This is a genomic window from Mycolicibacterium monacense, assembly GCF_010731575.1.
Taxonomy (GTDB): Bacteria; Actinomycetota; Actinomycetes; order Mycobacteriales; family Mycobacteriaceae; genus Mycobacterium; species Mycobacterium monacense.
In genome coordinates this window covers 4,993,675-5,013,745 of sequence record NZ_AP022617.1, presented here as the reverse complement: position 1 = coordinate 5,013,745, position 20,071 = coordinate 4,993,675, and the positions used below count along the sequence as shown (strand labels likewise).

Annotated in this window: 17 protein-coding genes; 10 read left to right on the top strand and 7 right to left on the bottom strand. The window is 68.0% G+C overall.

What is annotated here, in order from left to right:
- Positions 1-21: 21 nt before the first annotated feature.
- Complete coding sequence (locus tag G6N49_RS23910; RefSeq protein WP_011562699.1) at positions 22-735, bottom strand: FadR/GntR family transcriptional regulator; 714 nt, start codon at positions 733-735, stop codon at positions 22-24.
- Positions 736-858: 123 nt separating this feature from the next.
- On the opposite strand from G6N49_RS23910, the gene G6N49_RS23905 reads away from it, so the two are divergent.
- The 4 genes from G6N49_RS23905 to G6N49_RS23890 are packed head-to-tail and all read left to right on the top strand — an operon-like array spanning position 859 to position 4,515.
- Positions 859-1,374: a gluconokinase gene (locus G6N49_RS23905; protein WP_083044962.1), complete on the top strand. Its 516-nt coding sequence runs from the start codon at positions 859-861 to the stop codon at positions 1,372-1,374.
- A 36-nt stretch (positions 1,375-1,410) separates the two neighbouring features.
- On the top strand, positions 1,411-2,844 hold the full coding sequence (locus tag G6N49_RS23900; RefSeq protein WP_011562701.1) for a GntP family permease: 1,434 nt from the start codon (positions 1,411-1,413) through the stop codon (positions 2,842-2,844).
- Between the two features lies 1 nt (position 2,845).
- Complete coding sequence (locus G6N49_RS23895; RefSeq protein WP_011562702.1) at positions 2,846-3,541, top strand: DNA alkylation repair protein; 696 nt, start codon at positions 2,846-2,848, stop codon at positions 3,539-3,541.
- 56 nt (positions 3,542-3,597) lie between these two features.
- Positions 3,598-4,515: an NADP-dependent oxidoreductase gene (locus G6N49_RS23890; RefSeq protein WP_170314013.1), complete on the top strand. Its 918-nt coding sequence runs from the start codon at positions 3,598-3,600 to the stop codon at positions 4,513-4,515.
- 25 nt (positions 4,516-4,540) lie between these two features.
- Here the strand turns inward: G6N49_RS23890 and G6N49_RS23885 are convergent, their stop codons facing one another.
- The 4 genes from G6N49_RS23885 to G6N49_RS23870 form a co-directional block, all read right to left on the bottom strand.
- On the bottom strand, positions 4,541-6,181 hold the full coding sequence (locus tag G6N49_RS23885) for a fatty acid--CoA ligase (protein WP_011857569.1): 1,641 nt from the start codon (positions 6,179-6,181) through the stop codon (positions 4,541-4,543).
- Positions 6,182-6,267: 86 nt separating this feature from the next.
- Positions 6,268-7,872 carry an FMN-binding glutamate synthase family protein gene (locus G6N49_RS23880; protein ID WP_011857570.1) on the bottom strand — a complete coding sequence of 535 codons (1,605 nt, stop codon included), beginning with the start codon at positions 7,870-7,872 and terminating at the stop codon, positions 6,268-6,270.
- Positions 7,873-7,911: 39 nt separating this feature from the next.
- Positions 7,912-8,349 (bottom strand): hypothetical protein, encoded by a 438-nt coding sequence (locus G6N49_RS23875; RefSeq protein ID WP_011857571.1) that lies wholly within the window; start codon positions 8,347-8,349, stop codon positions 7,912-7,914.
- Positions 8,350-8,401: 52 nt separating this feature from the next.
- A complete protein-coding gene (locus G6N49_RS23870) occupies positions 8,402-10,264 on the bottom strand; it encodes a hypothetical protein (RefSeq protein WP_011857572.1) in 1,863 nt (620 codons plus the stop codon).
- Between the two features lie 151 nt (positions 10,265-10,415).
- Here G6N49_RS23870 and G6N49_RS23865 point away from each other — a divergent pair, with 151 nt between their 5' ends.
- Positions 10,416-11,348 (top strand): LppW family protein, encoded by a 933-nt coding sequence (locus G6N49_RS23865; RefSeq protein WP_011857573.1) that lies wholly within the window; start codon positions 10,416-10,418, stop codon positions 11,346-11,348.
- Between the two features lie 188 nt (positions 11,349-11,536).
- Here G6N49_RS23865 and G6N49_RS23860 read toward each other — a convergent pair whose 3' ends face one another.
- Entirely contained in the window at positions 11,537-12,472 is a 936-nt protein-coding gene (locus G6N49_RS23860; protein WP_011857574.1) for a lysophospholipid acyltransferase family protein, read from the bottom strand.
- An 87-nt stretch (positions 12,473-12,559) separates the two neighbouring features.
- Positions 12,560-13,165: a TetR/AcrR family transcriptional regulator gene (locus G6N49_RS23855; RefSeq protein WP_456320112.1), complete on the bottom strand. Its 606-nt coding sequence runs from the start codon at positions 13,163-13,165 to the stop codon at positions 12,560-12,562.
- A gap of 142 nt (positions 13,166-13,307) precedes the next feature.
- On the opposite strand from G6N49_RS23855, the gene G6N49_RS23850 reads away from it, so the two are divergent.
- The 5 genes from G6N49_RS23850 (at position 13,308) to G6N49_RS23830 (ending at position 20,039) form a co-directional block, all read left to right on the top strand.
- Positions 13,308-14,102 (top strand): SDR family oxidoreductase, encoded by a 795-nt coding sequence (locus tag G6N49_RS23850; protein ID WP_011857576.1) that lies wholly within the window; start codon positions 13,308-13,310, stop codon positions 14,100-14,102.
- A gap of 40 nt (positions 14,103-14,142) precedes the next feature.
- On the top strand, positions 14,143-14,946 hold the full coding sequence (locus G6N49_RS23845) for an alpha/beta fold hydrolase (RefSeq protein ID WP_011857577.1): 804 nt from the start codon (positions 14,143-14,145) through the stop codon (positions 14,944-14,946).
- Positions 14,943-15,725 carry a MerR family transcriptional regulator gene (locus G6N49_RS23840; protein WP_011857578.1) on the top strand — a complete coding sequence of 261 codons (783 nt, stop codon included), beginning with the start codon at positions 14,943-14,945 and terminating at the stop codon, positions 15,723-15,725. The genes G6N49_RS23845 and G6N49_RS23840 overlap by 4 nt, the downstream gene beginning before the upstream one ends.
- A gap of 134 nt (positions 15,726-15,859) precedes the next feature.
- Positions 15,860-17,893 carry a toprim domain-containing protein gene (locus G6N49_RS23835; RefSeq protein WP_011857579.1) on the top strand — a complete coding sequence of 678 codons (2,034 nt, stop codon included), beginning with the start codon at positions 15,860-15,862 and terminating at the stop codon, positions 17,891-17,893.
- Between the two features lie 10 nt (positions 17,894-17,903).
- Entirely contained in the window at positions 17,904-20,039 is a 2,136-nt protein-coding gene (locus tag G6N49_RS23830; protein WP_011857580.1) for a DNA gyrase subunit A, read from the top strand.
- Positions 20,040-20,071: the final 32 nt, after the last annotated feature.

Here is a 20,071-nt window from a genome sequence, read left to right as displayed (position 1 = left end):
GTTATCCGCGGGCCGGCGCGGTCAGGGCTCCCGCGAGTCCTCGACGACGGCGGATGCCGCCTCGTCGATGATCGCGCGCATCGCGTCCTCGGCCATCTTCGCCTCACCCATCCGGATCGCCCGCGCAACCTCGTCATGCAGGGCGATCGCCGCCAGGTTCGGCTTGGCGGGCATCATCCCGTGCTGGGTGCGGCCGGTGAGCACCTCCGCGACGACGCCGGTCAACGCCCGGAACATCTCGTTTCCACTGGCTTCCAGCAGCGTCTGATGAAACAGCTTGTCCGCCACGAGGTACGCGTCGAGGTCCCCCGCCCGACCGTGTACCACCATGTCGGACACGGCGGAGGCCATGATCCGGCACTGATGCGGGGTGGCCCGTCGCGCGGCCAGCGCCGCCGCGGCCGGCTCGAAGCCCAATCGCAGTTCCGAGAGCGACACCAACAGGGCGGTCCGGTCGCCGACGTCCAGCCGCCAGCGGATCAGCACCGGGTCGAAGGCGTTCCACTTCTCCGCGGGCCGCACCGTGATCCCGACCCGGCGCCGCGATTCGACCATGCCCATCGATTCCAGTACCCGGATTGCCTCTCGGGCGACACTGCGGGACACGCCGTGCTCAGCGCTCACGCCTTCCAGCGTGAGGACGGCGCCGGGCGGGTACCGACCGGACACGATCGCGGTCCCCAATGCAGTCACCAGACTGCCGTGAAGAGCGCCTGCATTCGGCCGATCGAGCATCGATAAATCATGTCAGAGACGCGGTGCAGACGGTAGCGATAGCCAGTTTCGGCGCGACCCTTGCAATAGTATGACCTTTGATGCAAGCTATGTGATGTCGCACACACGGAGCAGGTGGAGGGTATGGCAGCACCGATCGTCGTCATGGGGGTCTCGGGGTCAGGAAAATCGACGGTGGGTGCCGCACTGGCACAACGGCTGCGGGTTCCTTTCGCCGACGCCGACGACTTCCATCCGCCGGAGAACATCGCCAAGATGACGGCCGGCCACCCGCTAGACGACGACGACCGGCTTCCCTGGCTGGAGTCGATCGGAGGGTGGTTGGCGGCGCACCACGACGGCGGAGTGATGAGTTGCTCCGCCCTGAAACGCAAGTATCGAGACCAGCTGCGGCGGCATTGCGCCGACGTCGAGTTCCTCCACCTGGCGGGTTCAGTCGAGACCATCGGCAGACGACAGGCCAGCCGGCCGGGACATTTCATGCCGGCGACGCTGCTGGCCTCCCAGTTCGAGACGCTGGAACCCCTCGAACCCGACGAGAACGGCGTCGCGCTCGACATCGACCAGAGCATCGATTCGATCATCGAAAGTTACGTCAACACAACGCATTCGCATGGAGCCGAGAAGGAGGACCGATGATTCGGGGCACTGACATCACGACGGTCGGGGGGTCTCGTGGAGGCCATTGATCCCGCATACGGGACCGCCACGCTCCTGCTCATCGCCGCGGGCGCCGTCGCGGTCCTGCTGTTCCTGATCATCAAGGTGAAGCTCCACGCGTTCGTGGCGCTCGTACTGGTGAGCCTGCTGACGGCGCTGGCCGCCGGCATCCCCGTCGCCGATGTCCCGAGCGCGTTGGCGTTCGGCTTCTCGAACACCCTCGGCTCGGTGGCGCTGCTCGTCGGGTTCGGCGTCATGATCGGCCGGCTCCTCGAAATCACCGGCGGTGCACAGGTTCTCGCCGACACCCTGATCGGCCGGTTCGGCGAGAAGCGGGCACCGTTCGCACTCGGTGTGGCCGCGCTGCTGTTCGGTTTCCCGATCTTCTTCGACGCCGGTCTGGTCGTCTTCCTGCCGATCATCATGACTGTCGCCCGGCGCTTCGGCGGCTCGCTGCTGCTGTACGCGTTCCCGGCCGCCGGCGCCTTCGCGGCCATGCACGCGTTGGTTCCCCCGCATCCCGGCCCGGTCGCGGCCGCCGAACTACTCGGCGCCAACATCGGTCTCACCCTGATCATCGGGGTTCCGGTCGCGGTCGCGTCGTGGTACGTCGGTGCGTTCCTGGTATCCCAGTTCATCGGGCGGCGAGTGCACGTCGACATTCCCACCTCGTTGTTCGGTGAGATCAACGGGGGCCGCGACGCCGACGAATCCGCCCCATCCGCGGGCGGCGCCGTCGGCACGGCCCGTACCGCCACCCGGACACCACCCGCGTTCATGACGGTGCTCGGTGTGTTGCTGCTGCCGTTCGTGTTGATCTCGTTCAACACCGTGCTCGACACCCTGATGACGGCCGGTGTGATCGAGGAGGGCGCCACCTGGGCCGAGTATCTCAAGCTGCTCGGAACCACCTCGATCGCGCTGTTGATCACGGTGATCGTGGCGACCCTGGCACTGGGGTTGCGGGGCAGGTCGATGGCCGATGTGAGCAACATCCTCGACAACGCGCTCGGCCCCATCTGCGCGATCATCCTCATCACCGGTGCCGGCGGGATGTTCGGTGGCGTGCTGCGGCTCAGCGGTATCGGCGATGCGCTGAGCAGCTCACTGTCGAATCTCGGTATCTCGCTGATCCTTCAGGCGTTCCTCATCTCCACGCTGCTTCGGGTCGCCCAGGGTTCGGCCACCGTCGCGCTGACGACCACCGCCGGACTCCTGAGCGCGGCGGTCGCCACGGCAGATCTGAGCAATGTCCAGCTCACGGCGTTGGTGATGGCCATCGCGGCGGGTGCGACAGTGCTCTCACACGTCAACGACTCCGGGTTCTGGTTGGTCAGTCGATTCTTCGGGATGGACGTGAAGACGACGCTCAAGACGTGGACGGTCATGGAGACGACGCTCGGGCTCAGCGCCTTCGTGCTCAGCCTCGGGTTGTGGGCCGTCGCGTGAGATGGTGGCGCTGATCGACAGCGTCCGGCGCGAACTGGCCGCCGCAGCGGATCCGGACCGTGCACCGGCGATGCAGGCGTACATGAAGTCGCAGATGCCCTACTACGGCATCCGACTACCCGACGTCCGCCGACTGTGTGGCCCGGTCTTCGACGCGCATCCCCTCGGCTCGGAGACATCGTTCGAGGACGCCGTCGAGCGCATGTTCGTCGAGGCGACGCACCGCGAGGAGCGTTACGCGGCAATCCAACTCGCGCGCCACCGGCGTTACCGGCCCTTCCAGACCCCGGACCGGATCCCGCTGTACCGGCGGCTGATCATCGCCGGAGACTGGTGGGACACCGTGGACGAGATCGCCGGCAATCTGATCGGCCCCATCCTGGTGTCGCATCCGGCCGAGGTGCGGCCGATCGTGCTCGGATGGGCGACCGACCACAACCTGTGGCTGCGCCGGACGGCGATCATCTCTCAACTGAGCGCGAAGGAGCGAACCGACCTCGAGCTGCTGACCTGCGCCATCGACGCGAACGCCGGCGACACCGAGTTCTTCATCCGCAAGGCCATCGGCTGGGCGCTGCGCCAGTACGCCCGCACCGACCCGACGTGGGTCCTGCGGTTCGTCGCTGCGCGGGAGGACCGGCTCAGCGGGCTCTCCAAACGGGAGGCGCGCAAGCACCTGCTACCTGCCGCGGAGTAATGCGCCGCCTGCCGTGGTTGCACCGCATGGACCACCTCAACCGATGGGAGACAGGCATGGCACGCGCCGCGCAGTTCGCCGAGTACGGCGACCCCGACGTCCTGAAACTGGTCGACGCACCGCCCCCGACGCCCGGGCCGGGGCAGGTACGCATCTCGGTGCGAGCCGCCGGCGTCAACCCCATCGACTGGAAGATCGTCGCGGGTTTCATGCGAGAGCAGATCCCCCTGCAGCTGCCCGCCGGAACGGGGTCGGACGTTGCCGGGGTCGTCGACGAAATCGGCTCTGGCGTAACGGAATGGACTATCGGAGACGAGGTGCTGGGTGTCTCGGCGACACCGTCGTTCGCCGAGTACGCCGTGGCCGGCGCGGGTGACCTCGTCCGCAAACCCGACGGTATGAGCTGGGAGGTGGCCGGTTCTCTTGCAGGTGCGGGCGGCACCGCCTACACCGTGCTGCAGAAACTCGGGGTGCGAGCCGGTGACACGCTGCTCGTCCACGCGGCGGCGGGTGGTGTCGGGACGTTCGCCGTCCAACTCGCCACAGCCCGGGGCGCCCGCGTCGTCGGCACGGCGAGCGAACGCAACCACGAGTACCTGCGGTCGATCGGTGCGACACCGGTCGACTACGGCGACGGGCTGATCGACCGGGTGCGCGCGGCCGCCCCGCAGGGAGTCGACGCCGTACTCGACGCCTCCGGTCGCGGCGAGATACCGATGTCGATCGAGCTCACCGGAGACCCCGCCCGTGTCCTCTCACTGGTGGCGTTCGACGCCGCCGATACGGGCATCCAACTGCATGTCGGCGGTGCGGGAAGCGTTCTCGGAGAGGCCCTTCGCGAACTCGTCACGCTCATCGACCGGGGCCGCCTCACCGTCGCCGTCAGCCGCACCTATCCGCTCGAGGAGGTCGTCGCCGCCCTGGACGAGAGTCGCGCGGGGCATCTCAACGGGAAGATCGTCATCGTGCCGTGAGCGTCGGAGCCCACGGTGCGCTCCGCTACGTGTGCTCGCGCAGGTCGGCGACCTGGTATGCGTTGTCCGCGTAGCGCGCCCGGATCACCTTCTTGTCGTACTTACCGACGCTGGTGCGTGGGATTTCGTCGACGAAGGTCCAGCGCTCGGGAAGCCACCACCGGACAACCTTGTCGGCCAGGAAGTTCCGCAGTTCGTCAGCGTCCACCTGGGCACCCTCCTGGACGACGACCGCCGCCAATGGCCGCTCCTGCCAACGCTCGTCGGGCACCCCGACCACGGCGGCTTCTCGCACCGCCGGATGCGCGATGAGGTGGTTCTCCAACTCCACCGACGAGATCCACTCACCGCCGGACTTGATGACGTCCTTGGCGCGGTCGGTCAGGGTGATGTAACCCTGCGGATCGATACGGCCCACGTCGCCGGTGCGCAGCCAACCCGACTGGAACTTCGAGTCGTCGGTGTTGCGGTAATAGGACCCGGTGATCCAGGGCCCGCGGACCTCGAGTTCACCGACTGACTCACCGTCGTTGGGCAGCACCGCACCGTCGTCGTCGACGATGCGGGCCTCCACACCGCAGAGCGGACGGCCCTGGGTGCTGCGGATCTGCCAGTGCTTCTCCGCGGGGGTGTCCGGCGGCGGCCACGCGATCGTCGCAACCGGGGACGTCTCCGTCATCCCCCACAACTGCCGGATCTGCACGCCGAACTTCTCCTCGAACGCCTTCATCAGCGACACCGGCACCGCCGACCCGCCGCAGCCGACGAGCCGCAGCGAGGAGATGTCGTGGCCGGGGTTCTGGTCGAGGTGGTGCATGACGTCGTTCCAGATTGTGGGTACCGCACCGGCGACAGTCGGCCGCTGCGTCTCGATCAGGTCGACGAGGGACGTGGCGTCCATGAAGCGGTCGGGAAGCACCAGGTCAGCTCCGGCCATCAGGGCGGCGTAGGGCAGACCCCAGGCATTGGCGTGGAACATCGGCACGATCGGCAGCGCCTTGTCGGAGAAGCTCATCCCGAGTCCGTTGCCCCCGCAGACCGCCATCGAGTGCAGGTAGCTCGACCGGTGCCCGTATACGACGCCCTTCGGGTGGCCGGTGGTTCCGCTGGTGTAACACATTGCGGCAGCGGAGTTCTCGTCGATGTCGGGCCAGTCGTACTCGTCGGATTCGGCGGCGGTCACCTCGTGGTAGCGCACCACTCGTTTGCCCGACTCCTCGAACGGCGCCAGGTCACCCTCACCGACGGCGATCACCGTGTGCACGGTCTCCAGCGAGCGCAGCACCGGAGCAAGCACCGGCGCCAGCGACAGATCGGCAATCAGCACGCGGTCCTCGGCCTCGTAGGCGACGAACTCGATCTGCTCCGGGAACAGCCGGATGTTCAGCGTGTGCAGCACCGCGCCCATCGAGGGCACCGCGACGTAGGCCTCCAGATGCTCCTGGTTGTTCCACATGAACGTCCCGACGCGGTCGTCACCCTCGATCCCGAGCCGGCGCAGCGCATGGGCCAGTCGGGCCGCCTGCTGTCCGACCTCACGGTAGGTGGCGTGCCGGTAACCACCGTTTCCCGTCGCGGTCGTCACCGTTCGGTCGCCGTGGACTGTGGCGGCGTACCGCAGAATCGCGGCGACTGTCAGCGGGACGTCCTGCATGGTGCTGTACATCGCTGTACCGCCTTCGCCGTTGAGGTCAGTTGGGCGCGATGCTAGCGCGTCCGCACACAGGTTCCGGACGGTTCGGCGATGGGGATTTACGGTTCGGTGGCTTGATTCGGCTCGGTCGCCACCTCGAGCGGCGCGTGCTCGACGACCTCGTCGGTGCCGGGCCGATCGTCATACCGGGACATGTACTCGTCGATGTCGCGGGTGATCTCCGGGCCGGGCACACCCCACCCCTGCTGGTAGCCGTAGACCTCGGCGAGTGTCCGGTGTCCGCGATCGCCGTCGAGGATCTCGATGTCGGCGGGCCCCACCATCGCCGGGTGGCGAACCCCGGCCGCCTCGGAGACCTTCAGCAGATCACGGCGCAACGTCAGAACGTAGTTGGCCAGTCGATGGGCCTTCTGTTCTGGATCCAGGCCACGCGCCAGCCACGGGTTCTGCGTCGCGACACCGGTCGGGCAGTGGTCGGTGTGGCACTTCTGCGCCTGAATGCAGCCGATGGCGAGCATCGCCTCGCGAGCCACGTTGAGGAGGTCGACCCCCATTGCGAACGCCACCATCGCATTGCCGGGCAGACCGAGCTTTCCGGACCCGATCCAGGTGACGCGGTCGTGCAGACCCGCGCGCGCGAAGAGACCGTAGACCTCGGCGAAGCCGAGCCGGAACGGGAACGACACGTGGTCGGCGAACACCAGCGGTGCCGCACCGGTGCCGCCTTCGCCGCCGTCGATCGCGATGAAGTCGACGCCCCGTTGGCCGTCGGCCATCTGGTCGGCCAACTCGTGCCAGAACTGCAAACCCCCTACCGCCGATTTGATTCCGACGGGCAGGCCGGTGGTCTCGGCGATCCGCTCGACGACGTCGAGCATCTCGTCGACGTTGCGGAATGCGGTGTGCCGAGAGGGACTCGCGACGTCCTTCCCCTCCTGGACGCCGCGGATGCGGGCGATCTCCGCGTTGACCTTGGCGCCCGGCAGGTGCCCGCCCAGACCGGGCTTCGCCCCCTGGCTCAGTTTGATCTCGATCGCGCGCACCGGGCCGGACCCGACGACATCCACCAGACGGTCGAGATCGAACCTGCCGTGCTCGTCGCGACAACCGAAATAGCCGGTGCCGATCTGGAACACGAGGTCCCCACCCTGGCGGTGATGATCCGACAGACCACCCTCACCGGTGTTGTGCCAGAAACCGGCGATCTTGGCCGCCTTGTTGATCGCCTCGATCGCCTGCGGACTGAGCGACCCGAACGACATCGCCGACACGTTGACCACCGATGCCGGACGGAAGGCGTGCCGGCGGCCGCGCGGGCCACCCAGCACCTTGGCGCCCGGCAGGTCGATGTCCCGGCCGTGTATCGGTGAGGCGGGCACGACGTCGGAGAAGGTGGCCTGTTTGATGATCGGATAGGCGGCGTTCTCGGTGTCGTTGTCGGTGCCGAACGCGAAGTAGTTGTTCTCCTTCTTGGCCGACGTGTACACCCAGCGCCGCTGGTCGCGGCTGAAGGGCCGCTCGGCGTCGTTGCTGGTGATGATGTACTGGCGCAATTCCGGCCCGATCGACTCCAACAGGTACCGGAACCGGGCGAGGACCGGGAAATTGCGCCGTAACGCATGCTCTTTCTGGATCAGATCCTGTAGGGCGACGCCGGCCAGTGTTGCCGCCGGAGCCAGCACGGCAAGCGTCCGCTTCTTCATACGGATCACCCTGCCAGATTCCGGCTCGGCACAGCCGATCTAGACCGTGATCACCATTTCGGCTTCCGGATGCGAATTGAGCGTGAAGACCACCGTGCCGCGCCCCGTCTCGAAGGTGGTGTTCGCGTAGCCGATGAACCCGTAATGCCCGTCGATCGTCGACACCGCGGTGATGTCGCCGCTTCCCGAGGCGCCGGTGTCGAGATTCGCCCACGCGGCGGTCACGGTGAGCGCGCAGGAACCGTCGTAGACGCCGGCGTCGTAGTGGATCGCGATGCGGACACCGTCCTCCACCCGATCGTCGACCTGCACCGGGGTCAGCTGAGCCTCGGCGCTGACGCTGCCGGCGCACGACGGGGACGCCACCACCGGGACGGCGCCGAGCTGCGCGTAGGTCTCGGCGTGTGCCGGCGACACCGACAGCCAGGGCGCCATCAGCCCCACGGCGAGGGCGCCGGCAAGACGGAACAGAGCCATGCCCCTGTCATCGGCGGACGGCAGCGCCGCGTTAGCGGATGGTCGCCGGGTGTCAGGGCCGGAACAGGATCCCGTCGTCCGACGCGGCCTTCATCAGCTGCGGGATCGTCAGGTCCCCGTAGCCGGTGTGGACCGGTCCGCGGGCGGTGCCGAGCCACAGCACGATGCCGGGATCGGGGGTGACGTCCAGGTGATAGGCCTGCACACCGGGCAGGTGGTACTGGAAGAAGTTCATGAGGTAGTCGACGAGGAACACGGCACTGCCGATCGGGCTGGTACCCCACAGCTGGGATGCGTTGTACAGCGGCGTCATGGCGGTGGGATCGCCGATCATGATGATCGGGCCATAGTGCGGTTTGGCGCCGCCGCCCGGGACGTACGGCGGCATGAACGGTTGCAGCCCGGGCAGATCCGTCGACATGTACGGCGCCGAGCTCCCGTAGGTACCGATGTTGACGAACATCGAGTCGGCACCGTTGCCCGGAACGACGGTGTTGATGCCGGGGGCCTCGAAGCCGACGCCGGCAAGGCCGGTCTGCTGCGCGACGTACTGCGCCTCCCAGCCGCCGAGCGAATGACCCGTGACGAAGATGTCCTCGTCGCTGTAACCCTGCAGGGCGGCCTCGGCACGAACCTGCTCGGCGAAATCGAGGGCATCGTGGAACGCCAACGGCGTTGTGCCCGTGAACACCACCTGCAGGTCGGCCAGCACCTGAGCGATCGTGATGAGCGGGTTGAACAGCAGATGCGACCCGCCCGTCGTGCCCTGATAAGCGATGATCACCTGCCCCTCCGGGGTGACCCAGGCCTTACCCACCATGCCCGAGAAGACGTTGGTGGAAGACATCTGGAATCCGTCGACGGTGAGCGGCACCAGGCCACCGGGCGTCGACCCGAGCACGTATCCGGCCGCGGATGCGTTGAGGAACTGCGCGACAGTCGGAGTCGGCCTCGTCGTATCGCCGGTGTAGGTCATGGTGGGGACCACCGGTTGCGGGGCCGGGGTCTGCCAGAGTCCCAGATGTCGCTCCAGTTCGCGGAACGCGCCGAAGATCGCATCGTTGATCGGCGCGAACGTGATCGGACTGACGGGCACGTTCGCCGACGTGGTGAAGCCGAATACCTGCAACACCGCGTTGACCACCCGGCCGGGCACTTCGAGCAGTTCGGCGATCGGCGACAGCGGCTGCGGCGGGGCCGGGGCCGGGGTCGTGTCGACGGTGGGACTGACGACGGCGGCCGGCGCGGGCGCTGTGGTGTCCATCCGTGTGGACGCGGGGGTCAGAGCGTCGAGAGCGAGCACCTTCGCCGCCGGGGTGAGCGTCGCGACAGCGGCGGTGTGTACTTCTTCGGCAGCGCGCGCCTTCGCCGGGTTCGCCTCGACTTCGGCGTGCGGCGGTTCCTGTTTCGGTGGATCGCTCTCCCGTGTGCTCGAATTCGTCTCCTCGACAACCGGTTGCGTGGTGACCGGTTCGTCGACGGCGGTGTCGGTGGGCTCGGCCGGGACCGGCTCCGGCGGGTCAGCGGGTTCCGCGGGCGGCTCTGGTGTGGTTGTGGGCTCGTCGACGTCGGGGTCCGTGATCTCGGCATCGAGATCCGGCTCCTCGAGTTTCGACTCGTCCTTCGTGTCCGCGTCCGCGGCCGAGTCCTGCGCCTGAGGGTCGACCTTGGTGGTCGCGTCGCTGGGCTTCGGGTCGGTGTCGGCCGTGCTCGATGTCGTGTCGGAGGCCGGGGTGTCGGCCCACGCCGTCCCCTGCGCGGGTGCGCACGCCACCCACGCGCCGACTGCGATCGCCGCGAGGCCGTAGCGCAACAGCCTGCCGTCCTGGCGGCCTCTCATCTGCTTGACCTGCTCCACTGCAGCCCGCTCCCCCTGGCGCCACGGCGGCGCCTCGGTGACAACGTACATTGTCATGTGGGGCCGGTCTCGGGATTCGCCGGCACCGACCCTGAAGCGCGGGTGTTTGCGGCCGACTCGCACGTCTGCGCCGGTTGATTACGCTGGAGGGAAGCGGCGGGCTCAGCGTTGACCCGCTCCCCTGGTTCAGACTGTGTTGGAGGGGTTCATGGGTCGGCGGCGGCTGCCGAAAAGGGCGATGGCGAGTATCGCGCTCGCTTGCGTGGCGCTGCTCGTGAACGGGTGTGAGGCACGGGTCTCGGGTATGCCGCCGGCGGATGTGAACACGCCGCAGGCAACGGTCACCGCTCCGCAGGCCCCGCGTCCGGTGCTGCCCGAAGCCCCACCCGCCCAGCCGACGGCAGAATTCGACGGGCTCGACGCCCGCGTCCGTCAAGCGACCGCGAACGCGGCCGAGTCCGGTGCCGACATCAACACCGTCGTGTTGGACCGCACCACCGGCCAGATCGTGTCAGACGGAGCCGACGACTCTTTCCCGATCGCATCGGTGGTGAAGCTGTTCATCGCCGACGACCTGTTGCTGCAGGAGTCCCAGGGTGAGACGAAACTGTCCGCTGCCGACCGCAAGTCACTCGACATCATGCTGCGCTCCTCCGATGACAGTGCGGCGCAGATGTTCTGGGACCGCGGCGGTCAGAACGCCATCATCGCGCGCGTGGTGGCGCGGTACGGGTTGACGGGTACCACGGCGCCCTACAACGCACATTGGGATGTCACGCAGAGCACCGCGGGCGATCTCGTCCGCTACTACCGCATGCTTCTGGACGGCACCGGGGGGCTCCCCTCCGAACAGGCCGACGTGATCATCGGCAATCTCGCGCAGTCCACCCCGACGGGAACCGACGGATACCCGCAGCGGTTCGGCATCCCCGAGGGCCTCTATGCGGAGCCGGTCGCGGTGAAGCAGGGCTGGTTCTGCTGCTGGAACGGCGCCAATCAACTGCACGTGTCGACCGGCGTCATCGGGCCCGACCGCCGCTACGTGATGGCGATCAGCTCGCTCGACCCCGACGACGACGCGTCCGCCCGCGAGACCATGACCCAGGCCGTCAAGACGATGTTCCCGGGCGGCAGGATCTGACGGCACCGATACCCGTGTCGTCACCCCAAAGCCCGGGTCGCCGCGCTCAATTCGCGCAGCGTCCGGTCGGCGAGTTCGGAGAGTGCGTCCCGATTGGCCGGCTGTTTCACGGCGCCCTCTCCCGCAGCGCCCGCAGCACGTCCTGAGCCGACTCCCGTTCTTTCGGGGGTCACGCCGTCCGCGGAGGTTCAGCCGAACAGCGGCAACGCCCGCTTGCGGGCCAGCGCGTCCATTCCGCGCTGGATGCTGTCCTGAACCTCCCGGTATTTCTGCTCGACGTAGTCGTCGTCCTCGGCGCGGTCCGGATCGTGATCGATCGACACGGCGGGCATCAGCCGGGTGCGGATCTTGGCGGGCAACGGCAGCTGCGGTAGCGCCGCGGGCGCGATACCCCACGGCAACGACACCGCGAGCGGAAAAACCTTGAGCCGCAACATCTTGTCCAACCGCAGCGCGCGCGACAGCCGGTCACCGCGGATCAGCACCGGCATCGCGTCGGCCCCACCGACCGTCGCGATCGGAACGATTGGCACTCCCGCCCTGATCGCCATGCGGACGAAGCCCGCGCGGCCTGCCAGATTCGCGACGTCACGCTCGACCCACGGCCGCAGCGAATCCACCTCACCGCCCGGCCAGACCGCCACGTCGCGGCCTTCCGCCAGCGCCGTGGCCATCGAGTCGGGCGCGGCGGGTAGTACTCCCATCGCCCGGAAGTACCGGCCGATCAGCGGGATCGCCATCAGCGCATCGTGAGCGGTGCCGTGCAGCGGGCGCTCCTGGCCGAACCGGCGCCACCACTGCACCCCGACCGTCCAGGCGTCCCAGACGAACGGGGCGCCCGAGTGAATGCCGACGAGCAGCACCGGCGGGTCGGGCAGGTTCTCCCAGCCGTCGAACTCCATCCGGAACCAGTGGTCCACCAGAAAGTTCCACAGGTACTTCTGGCGCTGCATCGTCGCCTCGTCCTGCCCGCTCAAGTCCCACCGGCCGGCCCGCTCGTTGAGCCAACCGTTGATGCCACCGTCGTGTGCGCTGCGCCGCTCGGACATCTTTCGGCGGGCTTCGTCTGCGTGCTGTCGGGACTGCTCGCGGACGGCGGTGGGACGGGGGTCGGTGTCGGCCATTCCGGTCGGGTACCCGCACTGTGGGGGGCGTCACACGCGACGGGACCTGTGAAGCAGCTGTGGAGGTGGACCGGTGGCCTCGCGGAGCTAGCCGGCGACGGGTGCCGGCACCGCGAGCAAGGCGATGGCCTGTTCGGCGGCCAACTTGACCGTCGTCGCGGACGCCCCACCCTTGCGCAGTGCCTCCATCCCGCGCAGCACGACCAGTAGCAGGCTGGCCATCGCTTTGGCGTCGGTGTCGGCCGGGACGTCGCCGTCGGTTTGGGCCGCGACGATGGTGGCCGTCAGTTCCCGCAGCCACCCGTCCAACGTGCGTTTGACCAGCTTGGCCACCGCCGGGTCGGTGGCGGACAGTTCCGCCGCACTCTTGGCCAGCAGGCAGCCGCGGCGATCGGTGTCGGAAGCCACGCCCGCGGCGGTGCCCCGCACGTGGCCGACCAGACGGTCGTAGGCCGACAAGTCCGGGTTGCGGAGTTCGGCGCGGATGCCGTCGAGGGCTTCGGTGCAGTACAACTCCAGACTGCGCAGGAACATGCTGTGCTTGTCGCCGAACGCCTTGTAGAAACTGCCGCGACCCAATCCGGTGGCGGCACTCAGGTCGTCGATGCTCGTCGCGGCGTATCCCTGATCCCAGAACAGATCCCGACTGGCCTCGACGACCTCCGCTTCATCGAATTTACGGGGACGTGCCATACCCGCATGATACTCATTGACGACACTTCGGTACATAACTTGCCCGGACCCGGTTGCGGCGGCTCTAGTTGTGTACTAGACAGTACATAACAGCTCGGTGGCGTGGCCGCCGGTGATCGTCAAACCCCGAAGGAGATGCCTCATGAGTACCCCGATCGTCGCTCCAGAAGTACCCACCGCACCCATCCTGGACCTCGCCGGCAAGACCGCCGTCATCACCGGCGGCAGCAAGGGCATCGGCGCGGCCACCGTGGCCCGGTTCGTCAAAGGGGGAGCTCGCGTCGTCACCTCCGGTCGCGCACAACCGGAGTCACTGCCCTCGGGGGTGGAGTACGTGGTTGCCGACGTGAGCACTGTCGACGGTGTCGACCAATTGGCTCGACGTGCCCGGGATGTCCTCGGCGACATCGACATCATCGTCAACAACGCCGGAGCGTCGACACCGCATCTCGGCGGCGTCCTCGACATCGACGACGCCGAGTGGGTCAAAGATCTCCACATCAACTTCCTGGCCGCCGTCCGGCTCAATGCCGCACTGCTACCCGCGCTGTACGCCCGCGGCAAGGGCTCGATCATCAATGTGTCTTCGGCCGCGACGCTGAGTCCGTCGTCGACGATGCTGCACTACGCCAGCGCCAAAGCGGCCCTGGCCACGTACACCACAGGCCTTGCCGCCGAAGCCGGGCCGCGCGGAGTGCGGGTCAACACCATCACCCCCGGAAACGTCGCCTCACCGGGTGCGGATGCCATTCGACGAGCGCTCACCGAGGCCGGGGACGTCGACAGCCCAGCGGCCGGTGGCATGCCGATCCCGCTCGGCCGGAAGGGCGAAGCGTCCGACATCGCCGAGGCCATCGCATTTCTCGCCTCCGACCGGGCGGCGTGGATCACCGCGAGCGACCTCCTCGTCGATGGCGGCCAGATGCAGACCAGATAGCCGTTGACTCTGCCCTTGGGTCAGGGTCGACGCTGGTCGCATGACGAACCCACACGCGACCACCTCGGCCTGGCGTGGCATGGTGCCGGTGGAAGACACCGCCCTGGCCGCGACCGACAGCGGCGGGACTGGTGTCCCCCTGGTCTACCTGAACGGTTCCTACGGCAGCCAGCGACACTGGCGGCGCGTCATCGACGAGCTGGGACCGGGATGGCGGCACATCACCTACGACGAACGCGCGCGCGGCAAGTCGACGAGATCAGCGGACTACTCCTTCGAGGCCACCGTCCGGGATCTCGACGCCGTCCTGCGAGCCAGAAAAGTGGACGAGCCGATCCTGGTGGGCTGGTCCTACGGCGCGTTGATCGCGGTGCAGTGGGCCGCGCGACACCCGAGCCGCGTCGCCGGCGTGGTCGGCGTCGACGGCCCCTACCCGGATGGCTGGACCGATGAGGCCGACCATGAATACATCAGGCGGTCCTTCCGTAGGTATCGGTGGGTGTTGCCGATGGCGCGCCTCATCGGCAACGCCGCGAGGATGAGTGCGGACCAGCATGCCGAGATCAACATCGAGGCGCACAAGATCCACGCCGCGCTCGAACCGATCCTGGAAAGCGTGACCGTCCCGGTCCGGTACGTCGTCGCCTCCGGCGAGTACCTCGGAAGCAAAGACAACGCACAGGAGCGCATGCGCACTACCCTGAGACCGGTGCTCGCCCGCAACCCGAACCTCGCTGTCAGCGCGAAGGTCGACAGCAACCACGGCACGATCGTGCGCAAGGATTTCCGCGCCATCGCCCGGGCGGTACGCGAAGTCGCCGCCTTCGGCCGCCAAAGTCGTTGACCGCCAACACTGCTGGCGTCACCATCGGCCGAGCAGCGGCCTTCGCCGGCGTCACGATCAAGACGGTCCGCCACTACCACCGGATCGGCCTGCTCGACGAACCGCCCCGTGACGGTGCCGGATATCGCCGCTACGGGTCGTCCGACCTGCTGCGGCTGATCCAGGTCCGGACGCTGGCCCAGGCCGGCGTACCGCTCTCCGACATCGGCGCATTGCTCACCGCCGATCCAGAGCAGTTCGCCGGCCACCTGGCCGCAGTCAAACGACAGCTGACCGAGCGGGTCGATGAGCTGATCGCGCGCCGCGACCTGCTCGACAGGCTGACCAGCGACGATCTGACCCTGTTGCCCGACCAGACATGCGCACTGTTGGACCGGACCATCGTCTTGGGCTTCACCCCCGACGCGGTGGCGCTCTTCCGCGAGAGCCTGGTGCTGGTCAGGGCACTGGTCCCCGACGGCTTCTCCGAATACCTCACCGAGGCTGAAAACGCCCTCACTGACCCCCAATTCGTCGACCTGGTGAAGCAGTTCTGGTCCGCCAAGGACCTGGATCCAGATGACCCCCGCATCGAGGAACTCGCAACCGCCATGGCCGCCCGCTTCCTCGCCAACCCCGCGTTGCTCGCCGTGTCGAATGGCCTTCAGGCCCGAACGGACGTCACCCGGTACGGCCTGCTCAACCACCACGGCGAAGACGAGGCGCCGGCCCTGGCGCGGTTGACCACCCTGGTCGAGGCGAAACTGCGCTCCGCGGGTATCGACATCCCGCACCAATAATCGCCGGCCGCCCTGGATGTGCCGAGGGGGCGGATTTCGCTCCGATTCTGCAGCGGTGCTCCCACGAAGATGTCGGTGCCGGCGTCTACGATGCCTGCGGCACGCCTGACGGCATCGATGAAAAGGATCAGCAGTTGAGTTACACCGCCGCCGACATCACCGAACTCGATGATGTCCAGCACACACGCCTGCGGCCGGCGGTGAACCTGGGACTCGACGTGCTCAACACCGCGCTGCGTGAGCTGATCGACAACGCCATCGAGGAAGTCGCGGATCCCAGCCACGGCGGCTCGGCGGTGACGATCACCCTGCACGACGACGGTTCGGTCGGCGTCGCCGACGACGGCCGCGGTCTGCCCGTCGACTCCGACCCGGTGAACGGGAAGAACGGGATCGTCAAGACGCTGGGCACCGCACGGGCCGGCGGGAAGTTCTCCGCCCATACCGATGCCGCCAGCACCGGGGCCGGTTTGAACGGAATCGGCGCCGCCGCAGCGGTGTTCATCTCCGCGCGCACCGACGTCACCGTGCGCCGGGCCGGCAAGACCTACCTGCAGAGCTTCGGCCGCGGCTACCCCGGCGTGTTCGAGGGCAAAGACTTCGACCCGGACGCCCCGTTCACCCGCGCCGACACGCAGAAGCTGCGGGGCACCGGCAACCGCAAGCCCGACGTGCACGGCACCACGGTCCGCATCCTGTTCGACCCCGCCGTCGTGCCGGATTCCCAGATCGACATCGGCGAGGTGCTGCTGCGCGCGCACGCCGCGGCCCGGATGTCACCCGGCGTGCACCTGAGCGTCATCGACGAAGGCTGGCCCGGCGACGAGGTTGCGCCGGCGTTGCTCGAACCGTTCACCGGCCCGTGGGGCACGGACACGCTGCTGGATCTGATGTGCACCGCGGCCGGTACACCCGCGCCCGGCGTGCGCGCGGTCGTGGAGGGCCGCGGCGAATACACCACCGGTCGCGGCCCCACCCCGTTCCGCTGGTCGCTGACCGCCGGCCCGGCCGAACCGGCGACGGTGGCCGCGTTCTGCAACACCGTGCGCACCCCCGGCGGCGGTTCCCATCTGACCGCCGCGATGAAAGGGCTGTCCGAAGCGCTGGCCGATCGCGCGTCCCGGATGCGGGACCTGGGCCTCGCCAAAGGCGAAGAGGGGCCGGAGGCACAGGATTTCGCCGCGGTCACCGCTCTCGCCGTGGACACCCGCGCACCCGATGTCGCCTGGGACTCCCAGGCGAAGACCGCGGTGTCGTCGCGGTCGCTGAACGTGGCGATGGCCCCCGACGTGGCACGCAGCGTCACCATCTGGGCGGCCAACCCCGCCAACGGCGACGCGGTTTCGTTGTGGACCAAGCTGGCGCTGGAGTCCGCCAGGGCGCGCCGCAGCGCGGAAGGCGCGAAGGCACGCTCGCGCGCCGCCTCGAAAGCCAAGGGTCTCGGGACGAACCTGTCGCTGCCGCCCAAACTGCTGCCCAGCCGGGAGACCGGACGCGGATCGGGTGCCGAACTGTTCCTGTGTGAGGGCGATTCGGCGCTCGGTACCATCAAGGCGGCGCGTGACGCCACCTTCCAGGCGGCTTTCCCGCTGAAAGGCAAGCCGCCCAACGTCTACGGCTTCGCGCTGAACAAGGCGCGGGCCAAGGACGAGTTCGATTCGATCGAACGCATCCTCGGCTGCGGCGTGCGGGACAACTGTGATCCCGAACTGTGCCGGTACGACCGGATCCTGTTCGCCTCCGACGCCGACCCCGACGGCGGCAACATCAACTCCAGCCTGATCTCGATGTTCCTCGACTTCTACCGTCCGCTGGTCGAAGCGGGGATGGTGTACGTGACGCTGCCGCCGCTGTTCGTCGTCAAGGACGGCACGCAGCGGATCTACTGCCAGGACGAGTCCGAGCGCGACGCCGCCGTGGCCAAGATGAAAGCCACCTCGAAGCGCAAGGTCGAGGTGCAGCGCAACAAGGGCCTCGGCGAGATGGACGCCGACGACTTCTGGAACACCGTGCTGGATCCGCAGCGGCGCACCGTCATTCGCGTGCACCCCGATGACAGTGAGAACAAGTTGCACCACACTCTGTTCGGCGGGCCGCCAGAGGGCAGGCGCACGTGGATGGCCGATGTGGCCTCCCGTGTCGACACCACTGCGCTCGACCTGAGCTAGGAGACACACTGTGACCGCGATCATCGAGCAGAACCCCGACCTGGTCCTCGACCAGAGCGCCGACGACTACTGGAACCACTACCAGCTGACCTTCGCGCTCTACAGCGTCAGCGACCGCGCCATCCCGTCGGCGTTCGACGGGCTCAAGCCGGGTCAGCGCCGTCTGCTCTACCAGATGCACGACTCGAAACTGCTGCCCGGCAACAAACCGCAGAAGTCCTCGAAGGTCTGCTCGGCCGTCACCGGCAACCTGCACCCGCACGGCGGCGCATCGATGTACGGCGCGGCGGCGCTGATGGCCGCCGACTTCCAGCGCGTGAAGGTCATCGACGGACAGGGCGCCTTCCCGCGCATCCAGGGCGACATCCCGGCCGCCGACCGCTACACCGAGATGCGGCTGTCCGCCCCCGGCGCCGCGCTGACCGCCGAACTCGACAGCCACGCGGTGCCCATGGTGGCGACCTTCGACGGCGAGTGGACCGAGCCCACCGTCCTGCCGGCGCAGTGGCCGGTGCTGCTGTGCAACGGTGCGGTGGGGATCGCCGAAGGGTGGGCCACCAAGGTCCCGGCCCACAATCCGCGCGAGGTCATGGCCGCCTGCCGCGCACTGCTGAAGACCCCGAACATGACCGACGACCGCCTGGTCAAGCTCATACCCGGCCCGGACTGGGGCTGCGGCGCGACGGTGGTCGGCGAAACCGGCCTGCGTGAGTACATCACCACCGGCCGGGGTCAGTTCACGGTGCGCGGCACCGTGACCGTCGACGGGAAGAACTGCGTCATCACCGAACTGCCGCCAGGTGTCGCGAGCAACACTGTGCAGGAACGGATCCGGGCCCTGGTGGAGTCCGGCGAGATGTCCGGCGTCGCCGACATGTCGGATCTGACCGACCGCCGCAACGGGCTGCGGATCGTCGTCACCGCCAAGCGCGGCCACAACGCCGAGCAGATCCGCGAGCAGCTGCTGGCGCTGACGCCGCTGGAGTCGACGTTCGCCGCGAGCCTCGTCGCCCTCGACGAGAACCGGGTGCCGCGCTGGTGGTCGGTCCGTGAGCTGATCGCCGCGTTCCTGTCCCTGCGCGACAAGGTGGTGCTGCACCGCAGCGAGTACCGGTTGGAGAAGGTCACCGCGCGGCGCCATCTGGTGGCCGGCCTGATGCTGATCCACCTGGACATCGACGCCGCAGTGGCGGTCATCCGTGGCTCCGACACCGTCGACGAGGCCCGCCAGGGCCTGCAGGACCGGTTCGCCATCGACGCCGTCCAGGCCGACTACGTGCTGGCGTTGCAGCTGCGCCGCCTGACCAAGCTCGACGTCATCGAACTGCAGGCCGAGGCCGAGAGGCTGGACGCCGAATTCGCCGAACTCACTGAACTGGTGTCGAATCCGGATGCCCGCCGGGTGGTGATCGACAAGGAGTTGGTGGAGACCGCGAAGCTGTTCAAGGGCCCCGAGTTCGACCGCCGCACCGTGCTGGACTTCGAGGCCACCCCGATCACCACCGGCGCCGCCGACGACGGACCCCGTGAACGTAAGGTCAACGCGTCCTGGCGACTCGACGACCGTGGTGTGTTCTCCGACAGCCACGGCGATTTGCTCACCTCGGGTCTGGGCTGGGCGGTGTGGACCGACGGACGGGTGAAGTTCACCACCGGAGCCGGCCTGCCCTACAAGATCCGCGACATCCCGGTGGCCCCGGACATCACCGGGTTGCTGCGCTCGGGCGTGCTGCCCGACGGGGCCCATCTGGCACTGGTGACCCGGCGCGGCAAGATCCTGCGCATCGACCCGGCTGCGGTGAATCCGCAGGGCGCGGCGGGCAATGGGGTGGCCGGGGTGAAGCTCGCGGCCGGTGACCCCATGGACACGGTGATCGCCGCACTGCCACTGACCTGCGGCAACGACGAGGCCATCCTGTCGATATCCGAAAAGGGTTGGAAGGTCACCGAAGTGCCGGACATCCCGGTCAAGGGCCGCGGCGGCGCCGGGGTCGGGTTCCACCCGTTCGTCGGCGGGGAGGATGCGCTGCTGTCGGCGTCGGTGTCGCCGACCGGGTTCATGCGCGGCAAGAAGAAGGTGCGGGCCGAGAACCGCGCCAAGGCGTCCGTCAAGGGTTCCGGTGACGGGGTGACGCCGGCCGAGTAGCCGGCTCGCGGACCGCGGCCGAGACGTCGACG